Source organism: Trueperaceae bacterium (genome assembly GCA_031581195.1).
Lineage (GTDB): Bacteria > Deinococcota > Deinococci > Deinococcales > Trueperaceae > SLSQ01.
Genome location: JAVLCF010000064.1, coordinates 1 through 14,452 on the forward strand (window position 1 = coordinate 1; position 14,452 = coordinate 14,452).

Consider the following 14,452-nt stretch of genomic DNA (forward strand, 5'->3'; position numbering starts at 1 on the left):
CGAGCAGCAGGAGCGCGAGGCCCCCGAGCGCCGTCAGCATGCCGTCTCCCTCCCAGCGCCGTGCACCGGCGCCTCCGAAAAGGCGAGGCTACCGCACCGCGTGCCGGGGGGCAGGACGGACGCCCAGCGGGGCCTGCCGGGCGTGGGGCGGGGTTGGGCGCGTCGAGGTGGGTGGGGGCGTCGGAGCGGGTCAGGCCGCCAGGGTGGCGCGCACCCGGTCGAGGTCCCGGAGGAGGCCGGCCTCGTCGCGTCCGTACTCGAGGGTGACGCCCCACGGTCGGGTGCGGGCGAGGGTCCAGGCGAGCAGCGCGAGGTCGGCGTCACGGAGCGTCGCGTGGGCGTCGTCGAGGGTGCCGTCGCCGCGGGGACGGGGCCCGGACACGTGGATCTGGCGGACGCGGTGGAGGGGGAGCGCCGCGAGGTAGGCGTGCACGTCCCTCCCCTGCGCCGCGGCGCTCACCTGGGCGTGCGCGAGATCCAGCAGGAGGCCGACGTCGGCGGCGCGCGTCAGGTCGGACGGGAAGGTGGGGTCGCACACGTGCGCATAGGCGGGCCGTGCGGGGCGGGTGCCGTCCGGCGAGGGGCGCGCCTGGTCGTCGAGGTTCTCCGCGAGGACGGGCACGTCGACGGCGTTCCGGAGGGCCGCGAGCGTCGCGGTCGCGCGCGCGAGGACGACGTCGCGCGGGAGGGTGGGGGTGCGGGCCTGCATGCCGCCGTCGTACGCGACCTCCGCGGCGGCGAAGCCGACGTGGACGCTGAGCCACGGCGCGCCGGTGGCGGCGAGGCGGGCGCGGGTGACGGCGAGCGCGTCCCGGTGCGCGAGGGCGTCGGGGTGCGCCAGCGACCAATCCCAGACGGGCACGTGCAGCCAGAGGGGGTGGTCGGGGTAGGCGGCGGGGGCGTCGTCGGTCTTCGCGCCGCTCGTCTCGACCGCGACGTCCGGGAGTCGCCCCTCGCCGGCGAGCCGCCGGGCGAGGGGCGTGTCGTTCACGGCGAGGCGGGGCGGGTCAGCGGGCGTCCTTCGCCCTCCGGAGTTCCTGCAGCAGGAGTTTCGTGACGGCGGTGTGGCAGGTGGCGCAGGAGACGTCGGTGCCGAGGAACGGCGCGAGCGCCTCGAAGCTGGTCACGCCGTGCTCGCGGATGGCGTCGCGTACGCGGGCGCTGCTGAGGTGGTGGTCTTCGCAGACGTCGTGGTGCTCCACCTCGGGTAGGTCCCAGCGGTCGGGGTCGGCCTGGTACTCGGCGTAGCGGGCCTCCCAGAAGGTCCGTTCGAACTCGACCATGGCGACCTCGAAGCCCTCCATGTCGTGGGCCAGGTCGACGCCGTGCGCGGAGAGGCGGGCCTCCTCCTCGAGGAACGGCACCTCGAGGTCGATCAGCAGGTCGACGGCGCGGGCGACGAACGGGCCGAGCTCCTCGCCGCGGTCGCGCAGCGCGCGGATCCGTTCGGGGGTCCAGGGGTCGTCGGGGGTGTCGACCATGAGGACCGGGAGGACGAGGTCCTTGGCGTTCCCGACGGCGGCGACGGCCGCTTCGATGAAGGCGCGTTCGTTGCGGATCACGGCGTCCTCCCTAGCAGATGCGGGGCAGCTGCTCTTCGATGGGCATCTCCAGGATGCGGCGGCTGCCGTAGGCGGTTTCGACGATCGGGGTGCCGGCGGGCTCCTTGACGATGTCGCCGATGATCGCCGCTTCTCGGCCGTGCGGGTGGGCCTTCATCGCGCCGAGCGCGGCGTCCGCCTCGTCGGGCGGGACGACCAGGAGGACCTTCCCTTCATTGGCGGCGAGGAGCGGGTCGATGCCGAGCATTTCGCTGACGTCCTCGACGACGTCGTGGATGGGGACCGCGACGTCGAAGATGCGCAGGCCCCAGGGGCGGTCCAGCACGATTTCGTTGCCGACGGCGGCGAGACCGCCGCGCGTGACGTCGCGCATGAAGCGGACGTTCGGGGCGACCTCGCGGACGCGGGCGAGGAGGCCGGTGAGGGGTGCGACGTCGGACTCGAGGTCGACGCCGATGTCCAGCCCTTCGCGCCGCGACATGACGGCGATGCCGTGATCGCCGAGCGTGCCGTTGACGAGGATCTTGTCGCCGGGCCGGATCTCGCTCGCGCCCATGCGGACGTCGTCGGGCAGGAAGCCGACGCCGGCGGTGTTGACGAACAGGCCGTCGCCCTTGCCGCGCTCGAGGACCTTCGTGTCGCCGGCGACGATGGCGACGCCGGCCTCGTCGGCGGTGGCCTTCATCGAGCGCACGACCCGCTCGAGCTCCTCCATGTCGTAGCCCTCCTCGAGGAGGAAGGCGGCGGTGAGGTAGGCGGGGGTGGCGCCCATGACGGCGAGGTCGTTGACGGTGCCCGCGACCGCGAGGCGTCCGATGTCGCCGCCGGGGAAGAAGGTCGGCGTGACGGTGTGCGAGTCGGTGCAGAAGGCGAGGCGGCCGGGACGGTTCTCGAGGATCGCGGCGTCGGTGAGTTCGGCGAGGGGGGCGTTGCCGAACTCCGCGACGAACAGCTCCTGGATGAGTTCCAGGCTGAGTTTGCCGCCCGAGCCGTGCGCGAGGCGGACGGAGCCGTAGCGGGAGCGTCCGGCGGTCGCACCGGAAGGCGTACCGGCGGGGGCGTCGGCCGCGGCGGTGGGGGCGTCGTCAGGCGACTTCGACATGAATCTTCTCCTTGCCCATGCCGAACAGGTACCAGGCGCGGCAGGTGCCCTCGTGACTCACCATGCACGGTCCGTAGGGCGCGTCGGGGGTGCAGAGTTTGCCGAAGACGCCGCATTCGTCGGGGCGGATCTGGCCGAGGGTGACCTCGGCGCAGCGGCAGCCCTTGGGGTGCTCGGCGCCGGCGAGGTCGAGGGTCTCGAGGTGACCGGCGAAGCGGTCGGTGGCGGCGTACCGGCGGTAGGCGGGCCGCAGCTTGTAGCCCGAGGCGGGGATCTCCGCGATGCCGCGCCAGCGGATGGGGGCGAGCTCGAAGACTTCGTCGAGCTCCCGTTTCGCCTTTTCGTTGCCGTCGTACTTCACGAGGCGGTTGTAGGGGTTGTCGATGCGCGGGGTGCCGTCGCGGATCTGCTCGAGGAGCGCCACGATGGAGACGAGGACGTCGGCGGGTTCGAAGCCGCCGGCGGCGCAGGCGATGCCCTGTTCGGGGAGGTGTTCGTAGACGCGGAGGCCGGTGATGGTGACCGCGTGTCCGGGGAGGATGAACCCCTCGATGTCGAAGCCGTCGAGGGTCGGGAGGAGGTTCGTGGCGGGCGGCGTGTAGTAGTTCGCTTCGATGATGCTGAGGTTGTCGGGGACGCCGCGCTTCAGCATGGCGGCGACGGCGACGACGGTCGTTTCGAAACCGACGCTGAAGAACACGACCTCCTTGTCGGGGTTCTCCTGCGCGAGGGTCGCGGCGTCGAAGACGCTGTAGACGGTGCGGACGTCGCCCCCTTCGGCGCGCGCGTCCAGCAGGCTCATGCGGACGTCGCCGCGCCGTTCGCCCTCGAGGGGGATGCTGCCGGGGACCGCCAGCATGTCGCCGAAGCTGGTGACGATGGTGTCGGGCCGCAGCGAGAGCTGGATGGCGAGGTTGACGTACTCGTTGTCGCAGACGCACACCGGGCAGCCGGGGCCGGCGAGCACCTCGATGGTGTCGGGGATCAGGTCGCGCAGCGCGAAGCGGCCCATCTCGTGCTCGTGCGTGCCGCAGATGTGCATGAGCTTGACCGGGCGGCCGATCTCGTCGGCGAGCGACGCGATCTTCGCTTGGAGGCCGGCGACGACGTCGGCGTCCTTGTAGACGTGCGGGTCGAAGGCGTGGGCGTCGACGTCAGGCACGGGTCTCGGGCTCCAGGTAGGTCTGGATGAGCTTCAGGTTGGCCTTCGCTTCCTCCGGCTCGATGCGGTCGATTGCGAAGCCGGCGTGCACGACGACCCAGTCGCCGGGCTTCAGGTCCTCGACGAGGCCGATGAAGCAGTGTTGCGCGACCTCGCCCACCTTGATCAGGCAGGTGTCCTCGTCCATCACGTCGACGACCTCGTGGGGAATGCCTAGGCACATCGCGGTCTCCTTCCTCGTTCATCGGGCCGGCGTCAGCGGGGACGCTCGGCGGCGACGCCGGCGCCCGCAGGTGCCCCGGCGATGGCGGTGCGTTTCTCGGCCTGGCGCTCGCGCAGCCACGCGGTCCAGGCGTCCATCCCCTCGCCGGTGCGAGCGGAGGTCTCGAAGACGGTGGCGGTGGGCGCCACCTTGGCGATGGCGTCGAGCGCCGCGTCGCGCTCGAAGCCGACGGCGTCGGCGATGTCGATCTTGTTGACGATCACCGCGTCGGCGTCCTTGAAGATGCGCGGGTACTTGAGCGGCTTGTCCTCGCCCTCGGTGGTGCTCAGCATCGTGACGCGGAGGTCCTCGCCGAGGTCCCAGGCGGCGGGACAGACGAGGTTGCCGACGTTCTCGATGACGACGACGTCGAGGTGCTCGACGTCGAGGCCGTCGACGGCGCGCGCGACCATCTCCGCTTCGAGGTGGCAGACGGCGCCGGTCACGATCTGGACCGACGGGGCGCCGGCCCCGTGGATGCGGACGGCGTCGTTGTCGGTCTCGAGGTCGCCGACGACCACCCCGACCCGGAGCGTGTCGGCGAGGTCGGCGACGGTGCGTTCCATGAGGGCGGTCTTGCCGGAGCCGGGCGAGGAGACGATGTTGAGGACGAGACGGTCGCCGAACCGCGCGCGGTTCTCGGCGGCGACGCCGTCGTTGTGCGTCATCAACGACTTCTGGACCTGGACGGTCCGGACGTCGCTGCCGTCCACGCCGCCGTGGGCGTGGAGGGCGACGTCGCGGGTGCCTGGAGCCTGACTCATGATGGACCTCCCGTTCGCATCACGTGACCTCGAGGTGCGCGAGGTGGAGTTCGCGCCCTTGCCATAGGTTCGCCGATGGCGTGCCGCAGGTGGGGCAAAGCGCCACGCCGTAGCGGTTGTCGAGCTCGAAGTCGGCCTCGCAGCCGGCGCAGCGCGCCATCGCGGGGAGGTAGTCCACCTCGAGGCGGGCCGCTTCGGCCATCGTCCCGTCGCGCGCGCCCTGGAAGGCGAACTCGAGCGCTTCGGGCACGACGCCGGCGAGGGCGCCGATCTCGAGGTGGATGGCGTCGATGCGCGACGCCCCCTCCTCGCGGGCGGAGTGCTCGGCGAGGTCGAGCATGCTCAGGACGATCGACATCTCATGCATGCGCGAGCTGCTCCTGCGCGGCGATGGCGCCGAAGACGATCGCTTCGGTGTCGAACGGCTCGTCGGGGCGGATCGTCGGGTCGCGGTCGGCGACGGTGACGCCGTGCGCCTCGAGTTCGCGGAGCACGACGGTCGCGAGCGCGCCGAGGCGTTCGCGGATCGGGTCGCTGAGGACCGCGCCGACCTCGCCCGTCTCGAACTCGAGGGGGCGGACGCCGATCGCGGTGATGGTGACGTCGGGCAGGTCGCCGTGGAGGTCCATGGCGGAGAGCAGGTCGGGAACCTCCCACTCGTGGGAGGAGAGTTTGCCGTAGCCGATTTCGCTGGGGACGTCGTCGCGCCCGAACCGGTAGACCTTCCCGACGGGCGCGGCGACGGCGTCGACGAGCACGACGTGGTCGTACTCGGCGATGAGGTTCAGCAGGTGCCAGCCCAGGGTGCCGCCGTCGACGACGTCGACGTGGTCGGGGAAGGCGTAGCGGGTGCGCAGGTAGTGCATGAGGTGCACGCCCGCCCCCTCGTCGCCGTAGTAGACGTTGCCGACGCCGAGCACCAACAGCGGGCGTGCTTCGCTCATGTCCTCACCCTTCCTTCGCGTCGTCCTCGGCCGCCGGTTCGCCCGGGGCGTCGAAGTCGTCGTCGGTCGCCGCGCGGGCGTCCGGCATGTCCTTGGCGGCGAATCCGGAGATGATGCCTTCGACCAGCAGGTTGCCGGTGCGCATGCTGTTCCAGACCGCCATGTAGATGTGCACGAGCGTGAAGAGGATGAAGAACCACATCGTCACGTGGTGCAGCGTGCGGACGTTGGCGATCCCGCCGAGGGCGGTCTCGATCGGGGCGAGCAGGCCGGCGCTCCACACCGCGATCCCGCTCTGCAGGTAGGGCGCGGCGATGAGGATGCCGGTGACGCTGATGACCAGCAGGGCGGCGTACAGCGCGGTGTAGACGAGGTACTGCAGGGGACCGTAGTTGCTGTAGGTGAAGTGCGGGTGTTCGCGGCGCATCAACAGGTAGAAGGCGAGCTGGTCGCGCCACGCCCTCCAGTTGACGAGGATGGGCGCCATCTTGAGTTCCTTGCCGAGGCCGAGGCGGCCGCGTTCATTGATGAACAGGAACTGGTAGATGCGCGCGATGGTGAAGGCGAGCAGGATCCAGCCGGCGGCGACGTGCCAGCCGCGGACCTGCGCGAGCACGAAGGTCGACGAGGTGTCCCCGGTGAGGCTGCGCGCGAGGAACGGGTTGCCGAGGTAGATGCCGCTCAGCACCAACCAGATCAGCAGGGCGTTGCGGATCCAGTGGGCCGCCCGGACGTAGCGCCCGAAGACGTACACGACCATGCGGGGGCGTCCCTCGCGTTCCAGCACCACCGCGTCCTTGCGGGGCGGCAGGCGGCGGGTGTCGGTCGTCACGGCGTCACACCTCCACTTCGAAGCGGGCGATCTCCTCCCCGTCGCGGTTCAGCACGTGGACCGCGCAGGCGAGGCAGGGGTCGAACGAGTGGATGGTGCGGACCACCTCGAGCGGCCGCTCGGGGTCGGACATGGGTTGCGTGACGAGGGCGGCCTCGTAGGCGCCGCGCTGTTCGCGGCCGTCCTTCGGGCTGGCGTTCCAGGTGGACGGGACGACCGCCTGGTAGTTGGCGACCGAGCCGTTCTCGACCGTCAGCCAGTGGCTGAGGCTGCCGCGCGGCGCTTCGCCCATCGCCCAGCCGGGCCCGTCCTTGGGCTCGTAGCGGTTGAAGAAGCGGTCGTCGCCGTTGGCGACGTTCTGCGTGAGGTTCGTGACGAGTTCGGGGACGTAGTCCGCGATGATCTTCGTCTCCAGCCCGCGGGCGACGGTGCGGCCGACGGTGGAGTACCAGAAGTCGAAGGGGACGCCGATCGTGTCGGTGAAGCCGTCCATGGCGGTCTGGACCTTCTCGTCGCCGGCGGCGTACGCCACGATGAGGCGCGCGAGGGGGCCGACCTCGACCGGTTGGCCGTCGTAGCGCGGGGACTTGATCCAGCTGTAGCCGCCCTCGGTCTTGAGGGTGCCGTCCTCGTTGAGGCCTTCGTAGTTCGGGTTCGTCTGGCCGTCGAGGGGGTGCAGCGCCGTTTCGCCGCCCTCGTAGTCGTACCAGGCGTGCGCGACCTCCTCGGCGATCTTCATGGGGTCGACGTCGTGCACGGTGCTCAGGTCGCGGTCGAGCACGAGGCCGGCGGGCAGGAAGTGGGCGCGTTGGGCCCACGGGCGCTCGTCGAGGCTCATGGCGCCGAACGACATGTAGTTCCGCAGGCCGCCGCCCTCGCCGGCGAGCGCTTCGGTGCGGTAGCGCCGGGCGATGAGTTCGAGGTCGGGCAGGTAGGCGCGCTCGACGAAGTCGGCGGACTTCTGGATGAGGAACTGGTACTCGGCGATGCGGTGCGCGTCGAGCGCGTCGCGGGCCGACGTCATGCCGCCGACGATCAGGCTCTGCGGGTGCGGGTTCTTGCCGCCGAAGATGGCGCTGGCCTTGGCGCTCATGCGTTGCACCGCGAGGTTGTCGAGGTAGTGGCTGGCAATGATCAGGTTCTCTTCGGGGCTCAGGCGGTACTTGGGGTGGCCCCAGTAGCCGCCGGCGAACGGTCCGAGTTGCCCCGACTGCACGAACGCGAGGAGGCGTTCGGCGACCTGGGTGTAGTGCGACTCCGACGCGTTGTAGGGCGTGCGGTGGAACTGGTGCGCGATCTCGGTCGCGGCGACGGGGTCGGCGTCGAGGGCGCTGACGACGTCGAACCAGTCCATCGCGTGGAGTTGGTAGAAGTGCGTCGTGTGGTCGTTGATCGCCTGCGCGGCCCAAATGAGGTTGCGCAGCATGCGGGCGTTCGGGGGGAGCGTGACGCCGAAGGCGTCCTCGGTCGCTTCGACGCCGCGTTCGTAGTGGTGGAAGGTGCACACGCCGCAGATGCGTTGCGCGAACATGCCGACGTCCTTGGGGTCGCGGCCGCGCATGATGTTCTCGAAGCCGCGGAAGGCGGTGCTGCTACTCGCGGCCTCCTCGACGACGTTGTTCGTCTCGTCGACTTCGATCTCGATGCGCAGGTGCCCTTCGATGCGGGTGATGGGGTCGATGACGTGTTTCGCGGCCACGATTCACTGCTCCTTCTTCGCGTCGCTCCGCGACTCGGTCGCGGCTTTGACGGCGGTCGCGCCGGCGTGGATCGCGACGCCCGCGGCGGCGGCCCCCAGGGCGACGGTGCCGATGGTGTCGGCGTCCGCGTCGGTCCCGAACGGGGTGGCGTAGACGCGCCCGGCGAGGGGCACTTCGAACGGCGTGAGGGTGTCCCAGAAGCCCGGTTCGCTGCAGCCGATGCAGCCGTGGCCGGCCATGATCGGCCAGGAGGCGCCTTCGTTGTAGCGGACGACGCCGCAGTTGTTGTACGCCATCGGGCCCTTGCAGCCGACCTTGAAGAGGCACAGGCCCGCCTTGAGGCCCTCGATGTCGGTCCAGCCCTCGACGAACTCGCCGGCGTCGAAGTGGCCGCGGCGTTCGCACTTGTCGTGGATGCGGTCCTGGTACGCCCACAGCGGGCGGCCGTAGGCGTCGAGCGACGGCAGGCGGCCGAACATGGCGTACTCGAGGATGGTGCCGACGACGTTCGTGCTGGAGACGGGGCAGGCGGGCAGGTTCACGACGGGCGTGCCGATGCCGCGTTGGCCGAGGAAGTCGGCGACGCCCATCGCGGTGGTCGGGTTGGGGCGCGCGGCGGGGATGCCGCCGTAGGCGCTGCAGGTGCCGGCGGCGATGACGGCGGCGGCGTGCTTCGAGATGTGCTCCACCTTGTGGACGCCGGTCTCGCCGGTCGGGCCGATCGTGAGGTAGCCGCCGTCCTCGGCGACGGGGACCGAGCCCTCGAAGACGGCGATGTACTGCCCGTCGTAACGCTCGATGGCGTCGGCGAGGACGTCCTCGGCCGCTTGGCCGGAGGGCGCCATGAGGATTTCGGCGTACTCGAGGCTGATGAGGTCGAGCAGCAGTTCGTCGGTGCCGGGGTTGGCGTTGCGGATGAGCGCCATGCTGTTCCCGCTGCACGACTGCAGCTCCTGCCAGATGACCGGCAGGCGGGTGGCGACCTCCTGGGCGCGGGCCACGCGCAGGTCGAACATCGGGGGAAGGCCCAGCGTCGCGGTCATCACCGCCGACATCTTCAGGAAGTCGCGGCGGCTGAGGCCGCGGCGCTTGAGGACGTCGTCGAGGGTGACGTCGTGGACCGGGTCCTGCGCTTCGAGCCGGTCGAGGTTCTTGTCGGCCTCCGCCGCGAGCCACTCGTAGTGCTCCTGGGTGCGTGCCTCCAGGTCGTGGGTCGGGTCGGGGCCTGCGTGCCGATGGGCTGTCGTCATGCGCTCCTCCTCGCGCGGTCGATGCGTCCCCCGGGGCGCATCGTGGGCGGGCCGGGTCGCTCCCTCGGCCCTGGGTTCACGGGTTCGGATCGCACCCCCGCCGCATGGCCGGCGGCTGGGGCGTGACGCGATCCGTCCCTCGCGATGCGGCGAACGTAGCAACGCACACGGTGGGCGTGATGGGGCATCCGTCCCCGGACTTCGTGAACGTTTTCACGTGAGGGACGGGGCCGGCCCGCCCCTCCCCCCGGCGGGACGTTCGTCCCTCGGGCCCCTCATGGGTCGCTCCTACGCTTGGGGCAACCGACGCGACGACCCCGCACGACGCCATCGGTCGACGCACGGGCGGTCGGCCGCCACGCACCGGGCGTGGCGCACGCCGCACCCCCTCACCCCGGGAGGATCCCGGCCTCCCGAAAGGACGGAACCGACATGACGCGACGTCCCCTCCCCCGCCTCCTCGCCCTCGCCGTGGCGTTCGCTTCGCTCGCCGCCCTGCTGAGTCCCGCCTTGGCGCAGGAGGGCGAGGTCGACCCGCTCATCGCCCGCGCGCAGGCGCTGTTCGAACCGATCCCCGAGGGCCACGCCGAACTCGAGGACAACCCCTACAGCGACGCCAAGATGGAGCTCGGGCGGATGCTGTGGTTCGACCCGCGCCTCTCCGCCTCCTGGGCGATCAGCTGCAACAGCTGCCACAACGTCGGAATGGCCGGCGTCGACCTGCAGCCCAAGTCGATCGGCCACGACTGGCAGCGCGGCGGCCGCAACTCACCGACGATGCTGAACGCGGTGTTCAACATCGCGCAGTTCTGGGACGGCCGCAGCGAGGACCTCGCCGCGCAGGCGATGGGCCCCATCCAGGACGCCCTGGAGATGGCCAACACCCCCGAGCAGGCGGTCGCCACCCTGAAGAGCATGCCCGGCTACGTCGAGGCGTTCGACGCGGCGTTCCCCGACCAGGAGGACCCCGTGACCTTCGAGAACGTCGCGCTGGCGATCGAGGTGTTCGAGTCGACCCTCCTCACCCCCAACGCGCCGTTCGACCTGTTCATGCAGGGCGACGAGACCGCCCTCACGCAGGAGGAGAAGGACGGCTTCGAGCTGTTCGTCAACAAGGGCTGCGTGAGCTGCCACATGGGCATCAACATCGGCGGGACCGGCTACTTCCCGTTCGGCGTCGTCGAGCGCCCCGACGCGTTCATCCTCCCCGAGGACGACCTGGGCCGCTACGCGGTCACGAACGTCGAGGCCGACAAGTACGCCTTCAAGTCGCCCAGCCTCCGCAACATCGAACTCACCCCGCCGTACTTCCACTCCGGCACCGTCTGGAGCCTCGAGGACGCGGTCCGCATCATGGGCGACGCGCAGCTCGGTGCGACGCTGACCGACGACGACGTCGCCAAGATCACCGCCTTCCTGCGTAGCCTGACCGGCGACCAACCGGAGGTGACCGTCCCGGCCCTCCCGAAGATCACCGAGGACACGCCCCTCCCGACCCCCGCCGCGCAGGAGGACGCGAGCGCCTCCGCGGAGTGAGTCCGGCCCGCGCCGCCCCGCCCGGGGGCGCGCCGCGGACCCCACCCACCCCACGACGAGCAGGCGCCCGCCCCCGAGGGGGCGGGCGCCGCGCCTTGCGGACGACCGTGCGGGGTCAGCCCTGCTGCTTCGGGGCGGGGCAGGTGTTCACGCCCAGCACCCGGTACAACCCGCAGTAGCCGAGCGCGCCGGTCGCGATCAGCACGACCCCCACGATCCCGGCGGCCCAGCCGAGGCCCCCGGCGGCGACGCCGAACACCGGCAGCGCCAGCAGCACGATCCCGATCACGACGCGAACGGCACGATCCAACGGTCCTTCGTTCTTGGTCATGGCGACCTCCTCGCACCCACGCTACCCCCGCCGCCGGACGAACCGCGCGGCACGCGCGACGGGCGTACCTTCGCCGGTGCGTGATGCGCCTTACACTCAGGGACGCATGGGGCGCATTCTTCCCGAACGCACGGCACGACCTCGCACCGCCCCGCTCGCCATCGCGGGCGCGGCGGTCGCCATCTTCGTCGTCGCCATGAGCATCGTGACGCTCCTGACGTGGGCGTCGTACCGCAGCCTGCACGACGCCCGCATCGCGACCCTCGTCGCCCGCACCGATGCCGACCTGAGCTTCGCCACGTCGCTGCTCGAACGCACCTACGCCGAGATCGCCGGCGACGTCGCCGTCACCGCCGCCGCCCCGTCGGTGCAGGCGGCCGTGGCCGGCGACGCCGCCACCCGCGCGGCCGGCACCACCTACCTCCGACGCATCGTGGCGACCTACGGTCGCTACGCCCGCATCCGCCTCGTCGACGCCGACGGGCGCGAAGCGCTCCACGTCGTGCGCAACAGGGGCGGCGCCCGCGCCGTGCCGCCGCGTACCTCCCCCGACCTCGACCGCGCCGCACGGGTCGCCGCCGCCGTCGCCGCGCCCGCCGGCCGCCTCGTCCTCACCGACGTCGCCACCCCCGACGCCGACGCCGCCCACGGCGACGGCGCCGTCGTCCTGGTCGGCTTCGCGATGCGCCTCCCCCCGACGCCCGGCGTGCCACCCCACGTGCTGAGCGTCGAGTTCGACGCGACCCCCCTCGTCCGCCGCGTGTTCGACGTGCTGCGGACGCAGGACCTGGCGAGCGACGTGATCGTCGTGCGCCCCGACGTCGTCATGTGGGCGCCGCCCGACCACGACGCCGCCTGGGCCGACCCCGTCCCGGCCGACGGCCCCCACCCGCTGCTTTCCCGCTTCGAGGGCGCCACCCCGATCCTGACCGGCGACGCCACCAGCGTCCGCGACGCCGACGGGCTCCTCGTCGCCCGCACCCTCGACCCGACCCGCGCAGGGAACGGCCGCCTGCATCACCCCGAGGGCGCCCCCGCCGACCGCTGGACCTTCGTGCGGCACGTGACGCCCGCCACCCTCACGGCCCTCGCCCCGATGCGCGACCCCAGCCAACGCCGCATCCTCTACGCCGTCGCCGGCGTCCTCGCGCTGCTCTCGGTCGCGCTCGCCGCGACCCAGGAACGCGTGCGCGCCGACCGCCGACGCTTCCGGACCGACGCGCTGCACGACGCCCTCACCGGCCTCGGCAACCGCCGCGCCGCCGACGACGCGCTGGCCCGCGAGCGCGCCCGCGCCGACCGCCACGCCACCCCCCTCGCCGTCGCGGCGCTCGACCTCGACCACTTCAAGGCGATCAACGACCGCTACGGCCACCCGGCGGGCGACGCGGTCCTGTGCGCCTTCGCCGCCCTCGCCGCGGAGCACCTCCGCGACACCGACGAACTGTTCCGGGTCGGTGGCGAGGAGTTCCTCGCGCTGCTCCCCGCGACCGACGCGCGCGACGCCCACGCGGTCCTCGATCGGCTCCGCGCCGTCGTCGCCGCCACCCCCATCGACCTCCCCGGGGACGGCACGACGCCGCTGACGACGTCGGTCGGCGTCGCCGTGCTGCAGCCCGGGGCCGGGGCGCCCGGCGACCTCGTCGCCGCCGCCGACGCCGCGCTGTACGACGCCAAACGCGCCGGGCGCGACCGCGTCGTGCTCGCGGGCGGCTGACGTCAGCCGGGCGGGAGGCGGCACGCGACGTCGGTCGTCGACACGCCCCCGACCGTCCAGCCGAGCCCTCCGACCAGGGCGTCGCAGGCGGCCTGCGCCGCGGGCGTCGAGGGCCGCATCACGTCGTGCGTCACCGCCCCGCCGGGGTACGGCGGCGCCCCGAGCTCGACGCCCTCCACGGGGAGGGGGAGCACCCGACCCCTCACGTCGTCGTGGGTCAAGGACTCCGCGTCCTGCAGCCCCAACGGGAGCGCCAGTTCGCGGGTCCGGTCGGCGGCGAACGCGTCGGGCGGCCCGACGTTCAGGTAGACGTCGGTGAGGCTCACGTCGTCGGTGACGAGCCGGACCCAGAACCGGTCGTCGGCCTCCCCGGCCCGCAGCGCCTCGAACGGGAAGCCGTGCCCCGCCTCCAGCACGACGACCGTCGACGCCGACACCGTCTCATCGCTCGCCTCGAGGTCCGCGCGGTAGATCCGCGGGACGGCGGCGTCGGCGGGGCTGAACGGCCGGGCGTGCACCACGCGGACCGGGGCGCCCTCCCCCTCGATGGCGGCCGCCCACCCGACCAGGGTGGCGTCGTAGGCGGCCTGCGACATCCCGCTGCCCTCGAACGTCCCGTCCATGTTGAGGACCGAGCGGACGTCCCAGCCCCCGAGGTCGCGATCGAACGCCGTCGCCCCCTCGAACGCGGACGAGAGGTCCTGGACGCCCGCGACGTCCCACCCGCCGACGTCCCCGTCGAACGACGTCGCGTCGCGGAACATCCCGTCCATCCAGCGCGCCGCGCCGGTGTCCCACGTCCGCACGTCCCCCGCGAACGCCGCCGCACCCTCGAACGTCGAGGTGAAGTCCACGACGTTCGCGACGTCCCACGCCCCGAGGTCTTCGTCGAACGCCGTCGCGCCCTCGAACGTCGCGTTCGTGGAGGTGACGTTACCGACGTCCCATGCCGCGACGCCCGCGCGGAACGCCGTCGCCCCCGCGAACGTCCGGGTGAGGTCGGTCACGTTCGAGACGTCCCAACCGCCGAGCTCCTGGTCGAACGCCGTCGCGTCGCGGAACAGGTCCGACAGGTCGCGCACCGTGGCGGGCAGCCACGTCGGGACCGTCGTGAGGCGCGTCGCCCCGAACGCCGCCCCGGCGAGCGACGTCGCGCCGGTCGCCCCCCAGGAGACGACCGCTTCGACGGTCTGCGCCCCCTCCCCGGCACCGCCCCACGACGCGCCGTCCCCGAAGGCGTCCAGCGGGCCCTCGATGCGCAGCTCGTACGGCACCGGTTCGCTCGGCCCC

General features: G+C 72.1%; 15 protein-coding genes. 2 read left to right on the plus strand and 13 right to left on the minus strand.

The genetic code is table 11. The annotated features are described in order from the left end of the window. Positions 1–190: 190 nt before the first annotated feature. Genes RI554_07235 through RI554_07285 form a run of 11 tightly spaced genes read right to left on the minus strand, consistent with a single transcriptional unit; the run spans position 191 to position 9,578 of the window. The gene (locus RI554_07235) at positions 191–991 is read right to left on the minus strand and encodes a DUF692 family protein (protein ID MDR9391807.1); all 801 of its coding nucleotides are present in this window, start codon (positions 989–991) and stop codon (positions 191–193) included. A gap of 16 nt (positions 992–1,007) precedes the next feature. After that, positions 1,008–1,562 (minus strand): (2Fe-2S)-binding protein, encoded by a 555-nt coding sequence (locus RI554_07240; GenBank protein ID MDR9391808.1) that lies wholly within the window; start codon positions 1,560–1,562, stop codon positions 1,008–1,010. A 10-nt stretch (positions 1,563–1,572) separates the two neighbouring features. Continuing rightward, positions 1,573–2,664, minus strand: a complete 1,092-nt coding sequence (gene hypE, locus RI554_07245; protein MDR9391809.1) for a hydrogenase expression/formation protein HypE — start codon at positions 2,662–2,664, stop codon at positions 1,573–1,575. After that, complete coding sequence (gene hypD, locus RI554_07250) at positions 2,648–3,826, minus strand: hydrogenase formation protein HypD (GenBank protein MDR9391810.1); 1,179 nt, start codon at positions 3,824–3,826, stop codon at positions 2,648–2,650. Before hypD ends, hypE begins: the two co-directional genes overlap by 17 nt. Next, the gene (locus RI554_07255; GenBank protein MDR9391811.1) at positions 3,819–4,049 is read right to left on the minus strand and encodes a HypC/HybG/HupF family hydrogenase formation chaperone; all 231 of its coding nucleotides are present in this window, start codon (positions 4,047–4,049) and stop codon (positions 3,819–3,821) included. The genes hypD and RI554_07255 overlap by 8 nt, the downstream gene beginning before the upstream one ends. A 32-nt stretch (positions 4,050–4,081) precedes the next feature. Continuing rightward, a complete protein-coding gene (gene hypB / locus RI554_07260) occupies positions 4,082–4,852 on the minus strand; it encodes a hydrogenase nickel incorporation protein HypB (GenBank protein ID MDR9391812.1) in 771 nt (256 codons plus the stop codon). A 19-nt stretch (positions 4,853–4,871) separates the two neighbouring features. Further along, positions 4,872–5,219 carry a hydrogenase maturation nickel metallochaperone HypA gene (gene hypA / locus RI554_07265; GenBank protein ID MDR9391813.1) on the minus strand — a complete coding sequence of 116 codons (348 nt, stop codon included), beginning with the start codon at positions 5,217–5,219 and terminating at the stop codon, positions 4,872–4,874. Beyond that, on the minus strand, positions 5,212–5,796 hold the full coding sequence (locus tag RI554_07270) for a HyaD/HybD family hydrogenase maturation endopeptidase (protein MDR9391814.1): 585 nt from the start codon (positions 5,794–5,796) through the stop codon (positions 5,212–5,214). The genes hypA and RI554_07270 overlap by 8 nt, the downstream gene beginning before the upstream one ends. Positions 5,797–5,800: 4 nt before the next feature. Next, entirely contained in the window at positions 5,801–6,628 is an 828-nt protein-coding gene (gene cybH, locus RI554_07275; protein ID MDR9391815.1) for a Ni/Fe-hydrogenase, b-type cytochrome subunit, read from the minus strand. 4 nt (positions 6,629–6,632) lie between these two features. Then, entirely contained in the window at positions 6,633–8,327 is a 1,695-nt protein-coding gene (locus RI554_07280; GenBank protein ID MDR9391816.1) for a nickel-dependent hydrogenase large subunit, read from the minus strand. Positions 8,328–8,330: 3 nt separating this feature from the next. After that, positions 8,331–9,578 carry a hydrogenase small subunit gene (locus RI554_07285; protein MDR9391817.1) on the minus strand — a complete coding sequence of 416 codons (1,248 nt, stop codon included), beginning with the start codon at positions 9,576–9,578 and terminating at the stop codon, positions 8,331–8,333. Positions 9,579–10,010: 432 nt separating this feature from the next. Between RI554_07285 and RI554_07290 the strand changes: the two genes are divergently transcribed. After that, the gene (locus tag RI554_07290) at positions 10,011–11,114 is read left to right on the plus strand and encodes a cytochrome-c peroxidase (protein MDR9391818.1); all 1,104 of its coding nucleotides are present in this window, start codon (positions 10,011–10,013) and stop codon (positions 11,112–11,114) included. 115 nt (positions 11,115–11,229) lie between these two features. On the opposite strand, the gene RI554_07295 is transcribed toward RI554_07290, so the two are convergent. Further along, positions 11,230–11,445: a DUF2892 domain-containing protein gene (locus tag RI554_07295; GenBank protein ID MDR9391819.1), complete on the minus strand. Its 216-nt coding sequence runs from the start codon at positions 11,443–11,445 to the stop codon at positions 11,230–11,232. A gap of 106 nt (positions 11,446–11,551) precedes the next feature. Between RI554_07295 and RI554_07300 the strand changes: the two genes are divergently transcribed. Beyond that, entirely contained in the window at positions 11,552–13,162 is a 1,611-nt protein-coding gene (locus tag RI554_07300) for a GGDEF domain-containing protein (protein MDR9391820.1), read from the plus strand. Positions 13,163–13,164: 2 nt separating this feature from the next. Here the strand turns inward: RI554_07300 and RI554_07305 are convergent. Further along, a partial coding sequence (locus RI554_07305; GenBank protein MDR9391821.1) for a BspA family leucine-rich repeat surface protein occupies positions 13,165–14,452 on the minus strand: 1,288 nt, incomplete at its 5' end.